Raw genomic sequence first — 17729 nt, 5'->3', positions numbered from 1 at the left:
TCACGCTGCCTTTTGGACAGTTTCCCTCTCCACGGACGGCCTGCGTTACCGCGCAGGCCGTCTGGAACACCCTTGCCACCGCTCCCGATCAGGGAGACGGCCTCATCATGCCCAAGGCCGTTCGACGGCGTCAACCGTTTTGTAGTGAATATTTTCTAGCACTACATTTTTGTCTGACAATCCTGTCGGCGTGCGGTTTTCAGCGCTCCAGGTTCGAGAGGATCTGGTAGGCCGCGCGCACGCGCGCTTCGTTAGGGTAGTTGCGATTGGCCAGCAGGACGATGCCCAGGCCCTCGCTCGGCACGAATGCGTAATAGGCGCCGAAGCCCCCGGTCGAACCGGTCTTGTTGTACCAGGCCGCAGGTTCGGTGGGCAGGGCAGGTTTGAGCCGTAGGGTCGGCTGGGGTTGCAGGGCCATGGCCGAGCTGTTGCCCTTGAGCAGGGTGTCCAGGGCAACTGGGTACGGGTAGCGTTCCCAGCCCAGGCCTTGGGTCATGGGGCCGACCGTGAAGTAACCCGCCTGGGTAACGGCAATGGCTTTTTGCAGCGAGGGGGAGAGTTGCCCGGAGCGCAGTTGCAGGTGTACGTAGCGCGCCGCATCGGTCAGGTCGGTCTTGATGCCATAGGCCTCGTCGGCCAATGGCCCGAGAGTGACCCGCACCGGTTGGTTTTTGGCGTCATAGCCCTGGGCATAGTGTTCGCGGACCTTGCTAGGCACGACGAGGTAGGTATGGGCCAGGCCCAGGCCCGGCAGCAGCCGTTGGGTCATCACTTGGGCGAAGGGTTTGCCCTGGGCACGCGCGGCCAGTTCACCGAACAGGCCCAGGCTCGGGTTGGAGTAGCAACGTTGGGTGCCGCGCTGGGTGCGTGGCCGCCATTGCTGATAGAAGGCCAGGACCTGTTCGGCGGTCTGTACCTGGTCGGGGAACTGCAGCGGCAGGCAATCGGCACTGTAGGCTCCGAACTCGAGCACACTGGCCTCGCCCAGTGGTGTTCCGCCCAGCGCAGGCTGGTAGCGCTTGGCGGGCGCATCCAGGTCGAGTTTACCTTCGGCATTGGCCTGGGCGACGAGGGTGGCGGTGTAGGTCTTGCTCAGCGAACCGACTTCGAACAGCGTCTGGCGGGTCACCGGCTGCCCATCGGCCTTGCTGGCCACGCCGTAGGTGAAGTAGTGCTCCTTGCCATCGGCGATCACCGCCACGGCCATGCCAGCGATGTCGTGTTCGCGCATCAACGGCGCGATGATGCCATCGACCTGGGCCTGCAGGGAGGCAGCCAGGCTTGGGGTGGTAGCAGAGGCCAGGCCAAAGGCGAAGGCAAGGCTGCAGAAGCGGGCGGTGAACATGATGCGGGTCCTTTTCAACGTTCAGGAAAAATGGTTGCGGCGCAGGAATTCGCCAGGCGATTGGCCGAAGTGCTCACCGAAGGCGGCGATGAACGCCGACAGCGAGGCATAGCCGCAGGCCAGCGCCACGTCGGTGACGCGCTCGCCGCGCTCCAGGGCCGGAAAGGCGCTGAGCAGGCGTACGCGCTGGCGCCACAGGCGGAACGTCAGGCCCGTTTCGCGCAGAAAGCGCCGGCTCAGGGTCTTTTCCGACACGCCTAGGCGCACGGCCCATTCGGCCAGGCTGCGCGGGTCATCGGGGGTGGCCTGCAGGCGGCGGCATATCCGGCGCAATTGGCGATCATGGGGCAGGGGCAGCAGCAAGGGCTCTTCCCGGGCGCAGGCCAGGCGGTCGAGCAAGACCTGCACCATCCGCCCATCGGCGCCTTGTTCGTCGTAGGCTGCCGGCAATTGCGAAAACGCCTGGATCAGTTCGCCAAGCAGGGGCTCGACCGCCACTACCCGGCAGGCGGCGTCAGGCCAGGGCAGGGCGCTGGGCTCGATGTACAGGCTGCGAATACAGGTATCGGCCTCGCACGCCACCCGATGGGGAACCTGCGCGGCGATCCATACGGCCCGCTGGGGAGGCACCAGGTAGAGCCCTTGCGGTGTATACACGCGCAAGATTCCTTGACGAGCATGGGACAACTGGCCCCAAGGATGCTGGTGACGATAACCCAAGGCGATGTTGGGAAGGCTCTGTGCTTGCCCGAAAACCGGGCGTGGCAGGCGCTCGAGCTGATCGAGCCGGGGCTCGGGGTGTCCGTTCAGCGACACTGGTGGGGATTCCGGCGTTAGCGGTTGTGAAGGGCAGACCTTATCGTCAGCCTTTGCGTAATTACAAGACGGAAATTGAAATGAAGTACCTGCGAAGAGTCTTGGACAACTTTACCCTTGCTCTGCTGGCGGTGGTGTTGATCGCTACCTTGTTGCCGTGCTCGGGTGTCGGGGCCGTGGTGTTTGGCTGGCTGACCAACCTCGCCATCGGCCTGCTGTTCTTTCTGCATGGTGCCAAGCTGTCACGTGAGGCGGTCATTGCCGGTGCTGGCCACTGGCGGCTGCACCTGCTGGTGTTCGCCTGTACCTTCGTGATGTTTCCGCTGCTGGGCCTGGCGTTCAAGCCGCTGTTCGTGCCGCTGGTAGGCAACGAGCTGTACCTGGGGGTGCTGTACCTGTGCGCCCTGCCGGCCACGGTGCAATCGGCGATCGCCTTCACGTCGCTGGCCCGTGGCAACATCCCGGCGGCGATCTGCAGCGCGGCGGCCTCGAGCCTGCTGGGTATCTTCCTGACGCCTGTGCTGGTGATGCTGCTGTTGGGGGCCGAAGGCGAGACGGGCTCGGGGCTCGATGCGGTGCTCAAGATCACTTTGCAGCTGCTGGTGCCGTTCGTGGCAGGGCAGCTGGCTCGGCGCTGGATCGGCGCGTGGGTGCAACGTAATGCGCGCTGGCTGAAGATCGTCGACCAGGGGTCGATCCTGCTGGTGGTCTACACGGCATTCAGCGACGCCGTGGTGACGGGGCTGTGGCACACGGTGTCGCCGCAGCACCTGGCGGGATTGTTCGTCGTCTGTGGTGTGTTGTTGGCGGCGGTGTTGTTCGGCACGCGGTTGCTGGGGCGGGCGCTGGGGTTCAGCCTGGAGGACCGGATCACCATCCTATTCGCCGGCTCGAAGAAGAGCCTGGCGACAGGCGTACCCATGGCGCAAGTATTGTTCGTGGGTGGGGGCATCGGGGCGATGATCCTGCCGTTGATGTTGTTCCACCAGATCCAGTTGATGGTGTGTGCAGTGTTGGCGCAGAAGTACGCAGCGCGGGAGGTCGGAGGGGCTTCGGTGGTGTCTTGAAGGGGGGGCTGCTTGGCAGCCCTTTCGCGTCCGCTCCTACAGGACACCGCGTGCAACGAAGGCGTAGCCTTCCCAGCCGCTTCAGACAAAAAAAGCCCCGCGAGCCAATGGCAAGCGGGGCAAACGGTTGGGGGAGGATCCAACCAAAGGAGTCTCGAAAGGTCAGTGGGCGTTGGCTACCGTCTCCGGCTGCCAACCACCGCCCAGGGCCTTGTAGATCGCCACGATGCCCTGGTACAGCTCGACCTCGCCCTGCGCCTGCGCATCCTCGGCGCTCAGCCGCTCGCGCTCGGCATCGAGCAGCACAAGGTAATCCACCGTTCCTTCCCGGTAGCGAACCGACGCCAGGTCGGCCGCCTTGCGGCTCGCATCGCTCTGGCGCATCAAGGCCAACAGGCGTTGCTGGCGCTTGCCATAGTCGCTGAAGGCATTGGAGGACTCTTCCAGTGCCAGCAAGACCTGCTGCTCATAGTTGGCCAGGGCCCCTTCGGCATCGGCCTTGGCCCCGCGCAGGCGAGCCCGCACGCTGCCCAGGTCGAATGCCGCCCAGGTGATGCTCGGGCCCAGCGCCCAGGCATTGGCCGCCGACGAGCCGATCTGCGAACCGCGCGCTGCGGTAAAGCCCAGGAACCCACTCAGGCTCACCCGCGGGAACAGGTCGGCGGTGGCCACGCCCACATTCGCCGTGGCCGCCGCCAACTGGCGTTCGGCGCTGCGGATGTCCGGGCGCCGGCGCAGCAGCTCGCCCGGGTCGCCCACCGGCAAGGCCTTGGCGATGGCCGGCAACGCCTTGGGCGAGAGGTCGACACTCAATGCGTCCGGCCGCTGGCCAAGCAGGGTGGCGATACGGTTGCGCGCCCGCACCTGTTCGGCCTGCAACTGCGGCACCGTTGCCTCCACTGCGGCGAGGCGGGCATCGGCGCGTACCACGTCCAGCTCGTTGCCCACGCCGGCATCGCGCAAGGTCTCGGTGATGCTGCGCGATTCCTGCTGGGTCTTGAGGTTGGCCAGGGCGATCTTCTCGCGCAGTTGGGCACCGCGCAGTTGGCCATAGGCATCGACCAATTCTGCGATCAGGCTGACCTGCAATTGCTGCAGATCGGCCGCGGCGGCGGCCTCCTGCGCTTCGCTGGCCTCGATTTGCCGCTGGATCCGGCCGAACAGGTCCAGCTCCCAGGCCATGTCCAGGCCCAGGTCGTAGCGTTCGCTGTTGACCCGGCGCTCGGTCTGGCCTGGGATCTGGCCTTTGCCGATGTCGCTGCTGGCGCGGCTGGTGACCACCGGCAGCTGGTCGTTCTGCGCATCCTCGCGGATCGCCCGCGCCGACTTGAGGCGGGCGAAGGCCACGCGCAGGTCGCGGTTGCCGTCCAACGAGGCTTGCACCAGTTGGTTGAGCACCGGGTCGTCGAACTGCTTCCACCACACACTTTCGAAGCGGCTACGGTCGAAGGCCTTGGCCTGCATGTCGGCGTCCAGGTGCGCAGGCTCGGTGAGCGGTGCCTGGTAGTCCGGACCCACCGCACAGGCCGCCAGTGCCAGTGCCAGCAGGCTCGGGGTCAGAGGTTTGAGCAGGTTCATGCATGGCTCTCCAGCGAGGGCGCGCGCTCGGCCTTGCGGGCCTGGCGACGTTCGACGAAACGGCGGATCAGGAAGAAGAACACCGGGGTCAGGAACAGGCCGAACACCGTCACGCCGATCATCCCGCTGAACACCGCCACGCCCATGGCATGGCGCATCTCGGCACCGGCGCCGGAGGAGAACACCAGCGGCACCACACCCATGATGAAGGCGATCGAGGTCATCAGGATCGGCCGCAAGCGCAGGCGGCAAGCTTCCAGCACCGCGGCCAGCGGGTCGAGGCCCTCGGCCTGCTTGTCCTTGGCGAACTCGACGATGAGGATGGCGTTCTTGCACGCCAGGCCCACCAGTACGATCAAGCCGATCTGGGTGAAGATGTTGTTGTCACCCCCCGAGATGATCACACCGGTGATCGCCGAGAGCAGGGTCATCGGCACGATCAGGATCACTGCCAGCGGCAGGCTCCAGCTTTCGTACTGAGCCGCCAGCACCAGGAAGGCCAGCAGCACGCACAGCGGGAAGACGAACAGGGCGGTATTGCCTGCCAGGATCTGCTGGTAGGTCAGGTCGGTCCATTCGAAGGTCATGCCGTTGGGCAACTCCTGCTTGAGCAGTTTCTCCATGGCGGCTTCGGCCTGGCCGGAGCTATAGCCGGGCGCTGCGCCACCGTTGATCTCGGCAGTGATGAAGCCGTTGTAGTGCATCACCCGGTCTGGGCCGGAGGTGTCGCTGACCTTCAGGAAGGTCGCCAGCGGAATCATCTCGCCCAGTTTGTTGCGCACCTTCAGCTGGCCGATCTGTTCGGCGTCGAGGCGGAACTGCTGCTCGGCCTGGACGTTGACCTGGTAGGTACGGCCGAAGCGGTTGAAGTCGTTGGTGTACAACGAGCCCAGGTAGATCTGCAGCGTTTCGAAGATATCGTTGATGGCCACGCCGTGGGTCTTGGCCTTTTCCCGGTCGATGGCGGCATCGACCTGTGGCACGTTGACCTGATAGCTGGTGAACAGGCCTGCCAGCTCCGGCACGCCATGGCTCTTGGCGATGATGTTCTGGGTTTCCTTGTACAGCGCCTCGTAGCCCAGGTTGCCGCGGTCCTCGATCTGCAGGCGGAAACCGCCGATGGTGCCCAGGCCTTGTACTGGCGGTGGCGGGAAGATCGCGATATAGGCGTCCTGGATGTCGGCGAACTTGGCGTTGAGCGCGGCGGCGATGGCCGCGGCCGACTGGCTTGGGTCCTTGCGTTCGTCGAACGGCTTGAGCGGGGTGAACACGATGCCGCTGTTGGGGCTGTTGGTGAAGCCGTTGATCGACAGGCCCGGGAAGGCCACCGAATCGGCCACGCCCGGCTGCTCCAGGGCGATCTGGCTCATCTTCTTGATCACCGCCTCGGTGCGGTCCAGGCTCGCGGCGTCAGGCAACTGGGCGAAGGCCACCAGGTACTGCTTGTCCTGGGCCGGCACGAAACCGGTCGGGGTGGACGAGAAGCCCAAGTAAGTCAGGCCCATCAGCCCGGCATAGACGAACAGCGCGATGCCACTGGAGCGGATGACCCGACGTACGCCGCCGACGTAGCCATGGCTGGCGCGGTCGAAGAAGCGGTTGAACGGGGCGAACAGCCAACTGCCCAGCAGCTTTTCCAGCAGCAGCGAGAAACGGTCCTTGGGCGCATGGTGGTCCTTGAGCAATACCGCGGCCAGGGCCGGCGACAGGGTCAGCGAGTTGAACGCCGAGATCACGGTCGAGATGGCGATGGTCAAGGCGAACTGCTTGTAGAACTGCCCGGTCAACCCGGAGATGAACGCCGCAGGAACGAATACGGCGCACAGCACCAGGGCCGTGGCGATGATCGGCCCGGTCACTTCGCTCATGGCCTTTTGCGTCGCCTCCAGCGGCTTTAAGCCAAGGCCGATGTTGCGCTCGACGTTTTCCACCACGACGATGGCGTCGTCCACCACGATACCGATGGCCAGCACCAGGCCGAACAGCGACAGCGCATTGAGCGAGAAGCCGAACAGGTGCATCACTGCGAAGGTACCGATCAACGACACCGGCACCGCCATCAACGGGATGATCGAGGCGCGCCAGGTTTGCAGGAACAGGATCACCACCAGGACGACGAGCACCAGCGCCTCGAACAGGGTATGCACCACTGCTTCGATGGAGCCGCGCACGAACACCGTCGGGTCATAGACGATGCTGTAGTCCATGCCTTCGGGGAAGTCCTTCTTCAGCTCGGCCATCTTTGCCCGTACTTCATCGGAGATTTCGATGGCATTGGAGCCTGGGCGCTGGAAGATCGGGATCGCCACGGCCGGCTGGTTGTTGAGCAGCGAACGCAGGGCGTACTGGCTCGAACCCAGTTCCACCCGGGCGATGTCCTTCAAGCGGGTGATCTCGCCGTTGTCGCCGGCGCGGATGATGATGTTCTCGAACTCTTCCTCGTTGACCAGGCGGCCCTGGGTGTTGATCGACAGCTGGAAGCTGGTCGAGCCCGGGGCGGGCGGTGCGCCCAGCTGGCCGGCGGCGACCTGGCGGTTCTGTTCGCGGATGGCCGCCACCACGTCGCTGGCGGTCAGGTTGCGTGAGGCGGTCTTGTTCGGGTCCAGCCACACCCGCAGGGAGTAGTCGCCCATGCCGAACAGCTGCACATCGCCTACGCCGCCCAGGCGTGCCAGTTCATCCTTGATGTTGAGGATCGCGTAGTTGGAGAGGTAGAGCATGTCGTAGCGGTTGTCCGGCGAGGTCAGGTGCACGACCATGGTCAGGTCGGGCGAAGCCTTGTCGACGGTGATACCGATACGCGTCACTTCCTCCGGCAGCTTGGGCTGGGTACGGGTGACGCGGTTTTGCACCTGCACCTGGGCGTTGTCGAGGTCGGTACCCAGGGCGAAGGTGATGGTCAGGGTCAGCTTGCCGTCGGCGGTCGACTGCGAGGACATGTACAGCATGTTCTCGACGCCGGTGATGGCCTGCTCAAGGGGCGCGGCCACGGTTTCGCCGATCACCTTGGGGTTGGCGCCAGGGAAGTTGGCGCGCACCACCACGGTGGGCGGTACCACTTCGGGGTATTCGCTGATCGGCAGCTGGAACAGTGCGATGGAGCCTGCAATCAGCAACACGAGCGACAGCACGGCGGCGAAAATCGGCCGTGTGATGAAGAATTTGGAGAAGTTCATCGGCATCGATCCTTAACCGCGAGGTGCCTGGGCACTAGCGACTTTGTCGTTGGAACCGGCCACTGTCGGGGTCGGGTTGCTGGCCTCCAGGGCCTGGCGCTGGCGAGCCAGAGTGGCGAGGGTTTCCTCGCTGGCCATCGGGGTTTCCTCGGGCGTTACCGCAGAACCAGGGCGTACGCGTTGCAGGCCCTTGACCACGATGCGGTCATCCTTGCTCAGGCCGCTGCGCACGATGCGCAGTCCTTCCAGTTTGGGTCCCAGCTCCACGGCGCGGTAGGCGGCCTTGTTGTCTTTGTCCATGACCAGCACGAACTTCTTGCCAAGGTCGGTCCCCACGGCTTCGTCGTTGATCAGCACCGCGTCGTATTTGGCGCTGCCGACCAGTTTCAGGCGGGCGTACAGGCCTGGGGTGAAGCGGCCGTCACGGTTGTCGAACACGGCGCGGCCACGGATGGTGCCGGTGCGCGGGTTGACCTGGTTGTCGACGAAGTTCATCTGGCCCAGGTGTGGGTTGCCGGTTTCGTTGGTCAGGCCCAGGTACACCGGGGTGCTCTGGCCGCGCTGGCCTTCGCGGGCCAGCTGGGTGTACTTGAGGTACACGCGCTCGTCGGCGTCGAAGTAGGCGTACACCTTGTCAGTGGACACCACCGAGGTCAGCGGGGTGACATCGGCGGTGACGATGTTGCCGGCGGTGAACTGGGCACGGCTGACACGGCCGCTGATCGGCGCGGTCACCCGGGTGAAGCTCAAGTTCAGGCGGGCCAGGTCGAGCTGGGCCTGGATCGCATCGACCCCGGCACGGGCTTCGGCAGCGGCGCTGCTGCGCGATTCAGCCAGCTCGGCGGAGATGGCGTTGCTGTCGCGCAGACGCTCGCCGCGGCGCGCTTCGTTGGCGCTGCGGATGGCAGTGGCCTTGGCTTGTTGCAGTTGGGCCTCCAGACGACGGACCTCGGCCTGGAACGGGCGAGGGTCGATCTGGAATAGCAGGTCGCCTTTGTTGACCTGGGCGCCCTCGGTGAAAGCCACCCGGTCGATCTGGCCCGACACGCGCGGGCGCACCTCGACGGTTTCCGGGGCTTCCAGGCGACCTGTGAATTCGTCCCATTCGTTGATCGGCTGCTCGATCACCTTGGCTACGCTGACCTTGGGTGCGGCGGGCGCCTGCACGGCTTCCGGGGTTCGTCCACAAGCGGCGATCACCATCACTGCCAAGGCAGCGAGCGGAAAGCGCAAGGGTTTGAATGATTGTTCCATGGAGAACTCCGCCAATAATTGGATAGTGGGCGGATTCTGCGAGTCTTGCGCGCGGGGAACGAATCGAATGGGGCGAAGGTTATTATCAAGCGGAATGATATGTCGGGCTGCGTCATCGATGGGAACGCATGATGCCTGCGATTCCTTTGTAGAAGCGGGCTCGCCCCGCGATCAAGGGCGAAGCCCTTGCCTTGCAGCCTCGTTACCGGAGTCGGTCAATCGCGGGACAAGCCCCCCGCAGGTAGGGCAGGGTCCCGTAAATATCTAGCCCTGGGCAAACCGGGCCAGTCGCTCGCCATCGAGCCGGTAGCGAATCCACTCATCCTGAGGCTCGGCCCCCAGGGACTCATAGAAGCCGATCGCCGGCTCGTTCCAGTCCAGCACGCTCCATTCCAGGCGACCGCAACCCTTGGCCACGGCCTCGCGGGCGATGTGGCGCAGCAGTTGGCGGCCAGCACCATCGCCGCGTTGCTCCGGGGTGATGTACAGGTCCTCCAGGTAGATACCGTTGCGGCCCAGCCAGGTGGAATAGCTGTAGAAATACACGGCAAAGCCGATCGCCTGGCCATCGCGTTCGCAGATCAGGCTGTGCACCGTGCTGCCTTCATCGAACAGGCTGTGCTCGATGTCGCCCTGGCTCGCCACCACTTCGTGGCGGGCGCGCTCGTAGTCGGCGAGCTCGGTGATGAATGCAAGGATCTGCGCAGCGTCGGCGCGTACGGCGGGGCGAATGGTCAGGCTCATGTTTCGGGCTTCCTTGAAGGTGCAGGGCAGGGCATTTCAAACCGATACAGTCATGTGTATCGGTGCAATTTAACTTAACTGTACGGGTTGCAGCGAAAATCGCTCGGCTAGTGTGACAACACAACAACCCCTTGTGGAAGCCCGCCATGCTTGGATCCATCGATCTGCTCACCGCCTTCGTGCTCTTCGCCTTCGTGTCCTCGATCACGCCGGGGCCGAACAACACCATGCTGCTCGCCTCGGGGGTCAACTTCGGCGTGCGCCGTTCCATTCCCCACGCCCTGGGCATCAGCATCGGTTTCATGGTGATGGTGCTGGCGGTGGGCTTCGGCCTGGGCGAGCTGTTCAAGGCCTGGCCGCCGCTGTACACCATCCTGCGCTATGTCGGCGCGGCCTACTTGTTGTACCTGGCGTGGAAGATCGCCACTTCCGGCCCGATGTCCGGTGATGCCAAGGGCGCGGGCAAACCCTTGGGGTTCTGGGGCGCGGCGGCATTTCAGTGGGTCAACCCCAAGGCCTGGGTGATGGCGGTGGGGGCAATCACCACCTACACGCCGGCCCAGGGCTATGTGCTCAACGTGATCGTCATCGCCGCCTTGTTCGCCCTGGTCAACCTGCCCAGCGTCGGAATCTGGGTGATGTTCGGCAGTGCATTGCGCAACTTCCTGCAGAACCCTCGCTGGCTGATGCTGTTCAATGTCCTGATGGCCCTGTTGCTGGTGATTTCGTTGTACCCGCTGCTGTTTGTAGAATCGACGTTTTCCTAGACCAACGAGTACAGCAAAGCGATGCAGTTGATTCCCTGGTCCCATGAAAGCTCCGAAGGTTTCACCCTGCGTGGCTGGCGGTCACCGGCCAGCGGGCGGCCGTTGCTGCATTTCCTGCATGGCAACGGGTTCTGCAGTCTGGCCTATCAGCCCATGCTAATGACGCTGGGCGAGCACTTCGACCTGTGGCTCAGTGATGTGCAAGGCCATGGCGACAGCGACCATGGCGGGGCGTTCCGGGGCTGGAACCGCAGCGCCGCCCTGGCCGTCGAGGCCTTCGAGGCCGGGCGTGGCGAGTATGGGGACGTGCCGCGCGTTGCGGTGGGCCACAGCTTTGGCGGTGTACTGACCGGGTTGATCCTGGCCAGCGAGCCGCACCTGTTCAGCCGCGCCGTGCTGCTTGACCCGGTGTTGTTCAGCCGGCGCATGCTCGGCGTGATGGGCGTGGCTGCATTGGTCGGGTTGCACCGTCGTCACACCTTGGCACGCAAGGCCGCGACCCGGCGAAGCCATTGGCCCGACCGCGAGGCGGTAACGGCATCGCTGCATGGCCGGGGTATTTTCAAGGGTTGGAGCGAGGCAGCATTGCAGGCCTATGTGGAGCATGCCGTGGGCGAGTGTGGCGAAGGCGTGGTGCTCAAGTGTCGGCCCAGCCGGGAGGCGGAAATCTTCAGCTCGTTCCCTGAGCGGATGTGGGCGCACCTTCTGCAGATCAAGGTGCCGACATCCATTCTGTATGGCGAGCGCACCTATCCGTTCGTTCCCCATTCGGTACAGCGGCTGGCGGCGCTCAATCCCCATGTGAGCGCTCGGCAGGTGCCCGGCGGGCACTGTTTCATGCAGGAGGACCCAGCGGGCGCGGCAGAGCAGGTGGCGACCTGGCTGCTCGCCCGTTGACGGGTTTGCATGGGCTATGGGGCTTGCGCAGGCTAGGCCACGTCAGGCCACATCGACCAGGACGATCTCGCTGTCCTCGACGGCCGTCACCTGCAACACCTGCTCCTGCTCGATGGCCACACCGTCTTGGGCTTTGGCCCGCAGGCCGTTGACCTCCACCAGCCCCTTGGCCGGCACCAGGTAACCGCGGCGCCCCGCGTCGAAGCGATATTCGGCGCTTTCTCCGGCACGCAGGGTCGCCGCTACCAGGCGTGCATCGGTGCGGATGTGCAGGCTGTCTTCATCGCCGGGCCGGCCGCTGGCCAGGGTCACGAAACCTTCGCCGCGCTCCCCCTTGGGGAAGGGCCGGGTACCCCAGGACGGCGCTTCGCCGACCCGCTCAGGCATGATCCAGATCTGGAAGATCCGCGTGTCGACCTTCTCCTGGTTGTATTCGCTGTGCACGATGCCAGTACCCGCGCTCATTACCTGGACGTCGCCCGCCTCGGTACGGCCTTTGTTGCCTAGGCTGTCCTGGTGGGTGATCGCGCCTTCACGCACATAGGTGATGATTTCCATGTCCCGGTGCGGGTGCGGCGGGAAACCACCGCCAGCGGCGATCAGGTCGTCGTTCCAGACGCGCAGGTTGCCCCAGCTCATGCGCGCCGGGTCGTAGTACTCGGCGAACGAGAAGTGATGGTGGGCATCGAGCCAGCCGTGGTTGGCATGGCCCAGGCTTTCGAACGGTCGCAGTTGCAGCATGGTCGTGCTCCTTGAATCGGTTGATGGGGCCATGATGCGTCAAAAAAAGATCGAAAATAAGCGTAAATATCGGCTTGTTTTGATTTGTTAATTAGATAGCTTTTCTTTGGGTAAAACCTGCGATTCATCGCCTAATTCCATGATCTGAAAGCATTCGCTGGCGATTTTTCGCAGATGGGGTGAACATGCCCGCTGATTCGATTCTCAATGGAGTGACCGTGCCTCACGAGCATCCCCAAGCCCCTGCGGACCTGGCGCCGCCGGCCCAACTGCCCTGGTTTCGCCGCTTGGCCGCCCGCCTGTTGGGCCGGGGCCTGACCCGCCTGCAAGCGCAGCACCGCGACTCCTGGTTCCTCGGTCACGCAACCGGCCAGCGCAGTGGCCATGCCGATGGTATGCGCGAAGGCTACGAGCGTGGCCGGGTCGAGGGCTACGAAGCCGGGCGCCAGGTGCTGGTGATCCGCGACGTTCGCCCTGACGCCGCCGGGGTCCCCGGCCAGGACGACAAGCTGTTCGACGACTGGCGCCTGCCGTTGACCGCCGAATTGAAAAAGCGCTTCAAGGCCGACGTGGCCCAGCGCTTGCCTGCCCAGGCCCAACCCAGCGCCGCGCAGTGGAAGTTGATCTTCAGCGATACCCCGTCCACTTGCGTGGTGGCCGGCGCGGGTGCGGGGAAGTCGACCTCGCTGGTGCTGCGCATCCTGCTGTTGCGCCATTACCTAGGCTACGAGCTCGATGCCATGACGGTGGTGACCTTCACCCGCGAATCGCGCAAGGACTTCATCAAGCGCCTGGTGCAGGTGTTCGCGCTCTGGCAGCTCGACCTGCAGCCCGCCCAGGCCCGCGAACTGGTGCGTACCTTTCATTCGCGCATCCTGCCGCTGGTGCGCAGCCTGCCGGGCTTCGGCCAGTTGCGCGCCTTCGAGACCCTGGGCCAGGAACTGCCGGCCGGTGGCGAGGCCAATGCCGAGGGCAACCCGTTCGACCTGCGTCTGAACGATGCCCAGCGCCAGCAGTTGAACCTGTGCTATCGCGACCTGCTGCAAGGCAACCCACGCTTCGCCGAGCTGATCGGTGCTTTGCGGCGCGAAGCCCTGCAGCTCAAGCCCCTGGACCCGGACCACCCCGATGTGCAGAAGCGTGTGCAGGTGACCCAGCTGGCGGCCCAGCGCGACGAAGAACTGTGCGATGTGATCGAGGACCTGTGGTTCGCCGCCGGCGCCTGGCCGATCAAGGGCATCGAGCCGTGCCGCGATACTGTGCAGATCCGGGGCAGCCGCTTCCATGTGCATGGCCGCCTTGCAGGGCTGGATGCCTGGGTGGTGCTGGGCTTCGACCCGTCCGAAAGCGCCCAGTACCAACGCCCGGGCGCCAAGCTCGGGGTACGCGCGGAATGGGCGGTCAAGCGCACCCTGTTTCAAGCTTTCTGCGACAAACCTTTGATATGGCTGGAAAACTACTCGGCGGCGAAGCGGCTTGCCGCTACCTTGGCTGGCGATGCTGTCGCCGGGCCGGGCTTCGAATACAAGGTCAAGGGTGAGCTGGCGCCGGCGCCGTTGCTCGATGCATTCGTCAGTGCCGCCAGCTTCATCGAGAATCTTGGCCTGGAGGTGAACAGCGCCGTGGCCGCCATGAGCTTCCCGCCGGATGACAGCGATGCGTTGTTCTTCGAAGCCTTGGCGCTGTACTGGAAAGCCTTCGAAGCGCACCTGCTGGCCCAGTCACCACCGGTCATGACCTACAACCGCATGTTCGCTCTGTTCGGCGAAAACAACCCGGAAAACCTGCGCCTTTTGCCCGACCCACTGCTGCGCCCGCTGGCGCACTTGATGATCGACGAGTTCCAGGACGTCTCCCCGCAGATCGTCAGCTGGTTGCGCGCGAGCCTGGCCGAGATCCGCAGGCGTGGCCCGGCCATGCATACCGGGCGCAACGCCGGGCACAGTTCACTGCTGTGTGTGGGCGACGACTGGCAGTCGATCTACGGTTGGCGGGGCAGTTCGCCGAAGTACTTCATGACGTTCACCCAGGCCTTCCCGTCGCCGGCCAATACCCGCGTGATGTTGGTGGAAAACTACCGTAGCCAGCAGCACATCATCGATGCCGCCGAGCACCTGGTCAAAGGTGCTCCGGCCATTGCCGGCAAGAAGGCCAAGGCCAGTGGGGCTGCTGCCGACCTTCCCCTATCGCCGGTGAAGGTATTCGAGCGTGACGAGGCCGCCCTGGCGCAAACCTTGATGGAGCATTACCAGCGCGGGGAAACGGTAATGATGCTGTTCCGTAAAAGTGCCGATAAGGCACTGATCGATCAGCACCTTTCGTCTTTGTACAAGGCAGATTCCAGCCTGCCGCCCGAACAGCGCCGGCTGCGCCAGCTGACCTACCACAGCGCCAAGGGGTTGCAGGCCGACGCGGTGTTCATGCTCGGTGATTGCCAATACTTGACCCGTTCGCCCTACAAGAACCAGGTCTACCGCCTCGCAGGCCTGGGGCGAGCAGGTGACGCCCAGCCCTTCGACACGGCGCAAAAGGAAGAAGTGCAGCGCCTTGCGTACGTGGCGGTGACCCGGGCGATCAGGCACTGCTATTGGCATGTCGAGCCGGCCAATGGCGAAGGTGCCGGGCTGGCCAGGGCCTCTGCCCAGGTGGCAGGCCGGCAGGCCTTCTTCGAAGACCTGCGCGGCCGCTAGCCGGTCAGGCGGCCTGTTGCTGCACCCGCTGGGTAAGGCTCAGCAACAGGCCTTTTTCAGTCTCCTGTTGCTGGTCTCGGAGGCTTTGATATGCCTGGCACGCCAGGGCCTTGAGCTGCTCGTGTTCGGCGCCTTGGTAAACGCTTTGCAAATGCTCCTGGTAGCGCTGCCCCAGGTCCAGGGCGCGGCTGTATGCAATGAACGTCTTCAGGGTCAGCCCGGTTACCGGAAACGGGTCCGTGCGTGAGCGCTGAAGCCGGCTTAGGCGACCCGGCTCGACATCATCATGGAAATTGTGCAGCGCTGCCTCCAGCAAGCTTCTGAGTTGTGGCTCGCCCTTCGGGATTACCTGGTACGGCTCGGTCGGCCGGGTGGTAGCAGGTTGCAGCGTCGGGCCTGGTTGCTCCAGTTCGAACGGCTGGTAGACATATTGCGCCTTGTCTACCACGACATCGCTACCCAACAGCGGGCGGCAGAACTCGGTGATGCCCTTGAGGCCGGCGAGCGCCTGCTGCAAGGCCCGTCGGCTACGGTCGCGCACATCGATGGCACGGTCTATGGCGCGTTGATCGGTATCGTCCGCCTCGGCGTACCACGCATAGGGCTTGCCTCGTTCGTCGAGGTAATCCTTGCGCAGGCGCTGCACCACCTGACGGGCGTGGTCTGGATGCAACTCCTTGCTCCAGGCTGGCAACGTGCGTTCGATCTGCCTTTGATGAAAGGGAGGGAGAGGGGGCATGGTTCGCGCTCCTGCATGAGTGAAGCGCTAATCTGGCGCCATTGAACGCCCGGCTAGGTTGTAGCCGGTTAACGCCATGGGTCGGTGTCGCACACGTTGCCGTCGGTGACGGGGCAGCGTGCTGCGGCCCGCTGGGCCAAGGTAGGCTACCGGCCTGTGCCCTGGCGCCAGGCCATAGCCAAGGGAGAGAGTTCATGCGTTCGCAGTGCAGTCCCAAGGATCACCTGCTAGACCTCGATGGCGTCGAGATTGCCGTGCGTTGCTGGGGCCCGGAAGATGGCATTCCGGTGCTCGCATTGCACGGCTGGCTGGATAACGCCGCTTCATTCGACCGATTGGCCCCTCTGCTCGACGGGTGCTTCGTGATCGCCCCGGACCTTGCCGGCCACGGCCGTTCTGACCACCGCCGTGACGACAGCGGCTATTACCTGTGGGAGCACGCCGAAGACATGCTGGCCGTGGTCGAAAGCCTTGGCCTTGGGCATTTTCATGTCTTGGCCCATGGCATGGGTACCGGCATCGCTTCTCTGCTGGCGGCACTGACCAGCAGCATCGCCAGCATGATCTTCCTCGATGGCATGGGCGCGCCGTTCACGGTCGCCGAGGACGATCGCGTGTCACACCTGGCCCGGGCCTATCGCCTCAAGCGCCTGGTCCGGCGGAGCCGTTTGCAAGGCTTCGCCGAGCCTGGTGGTTGCCAGTTCGACGACCTCGATACCGCGCTCACGCAGCGGCGCAACCGGCTCGATGGCCATTTGTCCGCCGATGCCGCACGGCTGTTGGCCCAGCGCGACCTGTTGCAGGTGGGCGAGGGCTATTGCTGGCGCCACGACCCTCGCCTGGTGCTGCCCGAACCCATGCCCTTGACCGAGCGCGAAGCCTGCGACCTGCTCAGGCAGATCGCCTGCCCGCTGTACCTGATGCTCGGGCGCCAAGGCGCCTTCGCCGGGGATGGCTTCGAGCCGCGGCAAGGGGCCCTGCCTGGCCAAGCCCGGGTCACCTGGCACCCGGGGGGCCATCATTTCCACCTGGAAGGCCCTGACCGCACCTTGGTCGACCTGATCCTGCGGGTGCTGGCCACCCATGACCATGGCCAGTTGCAGCGCCTGGTCAACGAGTAGCCAAGCGAAACGGGGGCTGTCGGCGCACCTGGGGATGGGTTATGTTGCCCACGTACCTTTTCTTTGGTCGCCCGAAGGAGCTGCGGCATGCCACCGTTCGTGATCCAGCACATCGATCATATTGTTCTGCGAGTCCAAGACCTGGACCGCAGCATCGCCTTCTACCGCGACCTGCTCGGTTGCCAGGTGAGCCGAACGCGGGCAGACCTGGGCATGGTGCATCTGGCGGCGGGCACGGCCATGATCGACCTGGTGAGCCTCGATGGGCCGCTAGGGCGTCCGGGCGGCCCGGCACCGAGCGGGCAGGGGCATAACCTGCATCATTTCTGCCTGCGTATCGAACCCTTCGACGAGCACGCCTTGGTCGGCTACCTACAAGCGGCGGGCGTCACCGTGGAGCCTGCGGAGAAACGCTACGGGGCCGAGGGGGAGGGACCTTCGCTTTACTGCTTCGATCCCGATGGAAACCAGGTCGAGCTCAAGGGGCCGGTATCCTGAGAATTTGTCCTGCGATAAGGGCAACGGTGATATCGGGCCCGGCCAATCGCGGGCAAGTCGGACCGCCGCATCGCTGTTCCAACAAGAATCTGCCATTGGCAAAAGTTTGCGTGATTCTGTAGGAACGGGCTTGTCCCGCGGTGGCTGCATGGCCCCGATGGAATGTCCCAAATATAACCGACCGGCCTTTGCCTTCTTTTGCCCTAGAGCAAAAGTAGGTCGCCGTAAAGGCGAAAAGGTGAGTGAGCGCCGCCATGGCGAATGGATATTTCGCTATTTCAATGCAGTCGATAAAT

14 protein-coding genes are annotated in these 17729 nt (G+C 64.3%); 6 read left to right on the top strand and 8 right to left on the bottom strand.

From position 1 onward, the window contains the following. Window positions 1-199: 199 nt before the first annotated feature. Window positions 200-1345, bottom strand: coding sequence for a class C beta-lactamase (ampC, locus tag IRZ56_RS21490; RefSeq protein ID WP_196146788.1), 1146 nt, complete (start codon window positions 1343-1345; stop codon window positions 200-202). Window positions 1346-1366: 21 nt separating this feature from the next. Further along, window positions 1367-2161 (bottom strand): helix-turn-helix transcriptional regulator, encoded by a 795-nt coding sequence (locus IRZ56_RS21485; protein WP_328312021.1) that lies wholly within the window; start codon window positions 2159-2161, stop codon window positions 1367-1369. A gap of 80 nt (window positions 2162-2241) precedes the next feature. On the opposite strand from IRZ56_RS21485, the gene IRZ56_RS21480 reads away from it, so the two are divergent. Further along, window positions 2242-3228 carry a bile acid:sodium symporter family protein gene (locus tag IRZ56_RS21480; RefSeq protein ID WP_196146787.1) on the top strand — a complete coding sequence of 329 codons (987 nt, stop codon included), beginning with the start codon at window positions 2242-2244 and terminating at the stop codon, window positions 3226-3228. A gap of 162 nt (window positions 3229-3390) precedes the next feature. Here IRZ56_RS21480 and IRZ56_RS21475 read toward each other — a convergent pair whose 3' ends face one another. The 4 genes from IRZ56_RS21475 to IRZ56_RS21460 form a co-directional block, all read right to left on the bottom strand. After that, window positions 3391-4806 (bottom strand): efflux transporter outer membrane subunit, encoded by a 1416-nt coding sequence (locus IRZ56_RS21475; protein WP_196146786.1) that lies wholly within the window; start codon window positions 4804-4806, stop codon window positions 3391-3393. Then, window positions 4803-7982 carry an efflux RND transporter permease subunit gene (locus tag IRZ56_RS21470; RefSeq protein WP_196146785.1) on the bottom strand — a complete coding sequence of 1060 codons (3180 nt, stop codon included), beginning with the start codon at window positions 7980-7982 and terminating at the stop codon, window positions 4803-4805. The genes IRZ56_RS21475 and IRZ56_RS21470 overlap by 4 nt, the downstream gene beginning before the upstream one ends. A gap of 12 nt (window positions 7983-7994) precedes the next feature. Continuing rightward, the gene (gene mexE / locus IRZ56_RS21465) at window positions 7995-9236 is read right to left on the bottom strand and encodes a multidrug efflux RND transporter periplasmic adaptor subunit MexE (RefSeq protein WP_196146784.1); all 1242 of its coding nucleotides are present in this window, start codon (window positions 9234-9236) and stop codon (window positions 7995-7997) included. Between the two features lie 264 nt (window positions 9237-9500). Beyond that, window positions 9501-9980 carry a GNAT family N-acetyltransferase gene (locus IRZ56_RS21460; protein ID WP_196146783.1) on the bottom strand — a complete coding sequence of 160 codons (480 nt, stop codon included), beginning with the start codon at window positions 9978-9980 and terminating at the stop codon, window positions 9501-9503. A gap of 146 nt (window positions 9981-10126) precedes the next feature. On the opposite strand from IRZ56_RS21460, the gene IRZ56_RS21455 reads away from it, so the two are divergent. After that, on the top strand, window positions 10127-10747 hold the full coding sequence (locus IRZ56_RS21455) for a LysE family translocator (protein WP_196146782.1): 621 nt from the start codon (window positions 10127-10129) through the stop codon (window positions 10745-10747). Between the two features lie 21 nt (window positions 10748-10768). Further along, window positions 10769-11644 (top strand): alpha/beta fold hydrolase, encoded by an 876-nt coding sequence (locus IRZ56_RS21450; protein WP_196146781.1) that lies wholly within the window; start codon window positions 10769-10771, stop codon window positions 11642-11644. Window positions 11645-11686: 42 nt separating this feature from the next. Here IRZ56_RS21450 and IRZ56_RS21445 read toward each other — a convergent pair whose 3' ends face one another. Then, complete coding sequence (locus IRZ56_RS21445) at window positions 11687-12385, bottom strand: pirin family protein (protein ID WP_196146780.1); 699 nt, start codon at window positions 12383-12385, stop codon at window positions 11687-11689. 185 nt (window positions 12386-12570) lie between these two features. On the opposite strand from IRZ56_RS21445, the gene IRZ56_RS21440 reads away from it, so the two are divergent. Beyond that, window positions 12571-15075 carry a UvrD-helicase domain-containing protein gene (locus IRZ56_RS21440; RefSeq protein ID WP_196146779.1) on the top strand — a complete coding sequence of 835 codons (2505 nt, stop codon included), beginning with the start codon at window positions 12571-12573 and terminating at the stop codon, window positions 15073-15075. 4 nt (window positions 15076-15079) lie between these two features. On the opposite strand, the gene IRZ56_RS21435 is transcribed toward IRZ56_RS21440, so the two are convergent. Beyond that, complete coding sequence (locus tag IRZ56_RS21435; RefSeq protein WP_196146778.1) at window positions 15080-15814, bottom strand: dermonecrotic toxin domain-containing protein; 735 nt, start codon at window positions 15812-15814, stop codon at window positions 15080-15082. Between the two features lie 194 nt (window positions 15815-16008). Here IRZ56_RS21435 and IRZ56_RS21430 point away from each other — a divergent pair, with 194 nt between their 5' ends. Together IRZ56_RS21430 and IRZ56_RS21425 are read left to right on the top strand one after the other, a co-directional pair. Further along, a complete protein-coding gene (locus tag IRZ56_RS21430; protein ID WP_196146777.1) occupies window positions 16009-16935 on the top strand; it encodes an alpha/beta fold hydrolase in 927 nt (308 codons plus the stop codon). An 87-nt stretch (window positions 16936-17022) separates the two neighbouring features. Then, complete coding sequence (locus tag IRZ56_RS21425) at window positions 17023-17433, top strand: VOC family protein (RefSeq protein ID WP_196146776.1); 411 nt, start codon at window positions 17023-17025, stop codon at window positions 17431-17433. Window positions 17434-17729: the final 296 nt, after the last annotated feature.

The organism is Pseudomonas guariconensis (assembly GCF_015680235.1).
In the GTDB taxonomy this organism is placed as follows: domain Bacteria; phylum Pseudomonadota; class Gammaproteobacteria; order Pseudomonadales; family Pseudomonadaceae; genus Aquipseudomonas; species Aquipseudomonas guariconensis_A.
This window is presented reverse-complemented; position numbering and strand designations above follow the sequence as displayed.

What these genes read in the sequence shown, in the direction of transcription:
- IRZ56_RS21455 (WP_196146782.1), top strand. Translation starts at nt 10,127, where the DNA reads ATGCTTGGATCCATCGATCTGCTCACCGCCTTCGTGCTCTTCGCCTTC.
- IRZ56_RS21440 (WP_196146779.1), top strand. Translation starts at nt 12,571, where the DNA reads ATGCCCGCTGATTCGATTCTCAATGGAGTGACCGTGCCTCACGAGCAT.
- IRZ56_RS21460 (WP_196146783.1), bottom strand. Translation starts at nt 9,980, where the DNA reads ATGAGCCTGACCATTCGCCCCGCCGTACGCGCCGACGCTGCGCAGATC.
- IRZ56_RS21425 (WP_196146776.1), top strand. Translation starts at nt 17,023, where the DNA reads ATGCCACCGTTCGTGATCCAGCACATCGATCATATTGTTCTGCGAGTC.
- IRZ56_RS21470 (WP_196146785.1), bottom strand. Translation starts at nt 7,982, where the DNA reads ATGAACTTCTCCAAATTCTTCATCACACGGCCGATTTTCGCCGCCGTG.
- IRZ56_RS21475 (WP_196146786.1), bottom strand. Translation starts at nt 4,806, where the DNA reads ATGAACCTGCTCAAACCTCTGACCCCGAGCCTGCTGGCACTGGCACTG.
- ampC (WP_196146788.1), bottom strand. Translation starts at nt 1,345, where the DNA reads ATGTTCACCGCCCGCTTCTGCAGCCTTGCCTTCGCCTTTGGCCTGGCC.
- IRZ56_RS21445 (WP_196146780.1), bottom strand. Translation starts at nt 12,385, where the DNA reads ATGCTGCAACTGCGACCGTTCGAAAGCCTGGGCCATGCCAACCACGGC.
- IRZ56_RS21450 (WP_196146781.1), top strand. Translation starts at nt 10,769, where the DNA reads ATGCAGTTGATTCCCTGGTCCCATGAAAGCTCCGAAGGTTTCACCCTG.
- IRZ56_RS21435 (WP_196146778.1), bottom strand. Translation starts at nt 15,814, where the DNA reads ATGCCCCCTCTCCCTCCCTTTCATCAAAGGCAGATCGAACGCACGTTG.
- IRZ56_RS21430 (WP_196146777.1), top strand. Translation starts at nt 16,009, where the DNA reads ATGCGTTCGCAGTGCAGTCCCAAGGATCACCTGCTAGACCTCGATGGC.
- IRZ56_RS21480 (WP_196146787.1), top strand. Translation starts at nt 2,242, where the DNA reads ATGAAGTACCTGCGAAGAGTCTTGGACAACTTTACCCTTGCTCTGCTG.
- mexE (WP_196146784.1), bottom strand. Translation starts at nt 9,236, where the DNA reads ATGGAACAATCATTCAAACCCTTGCGCTTTCCGCTCGCTGCCTTGGCA.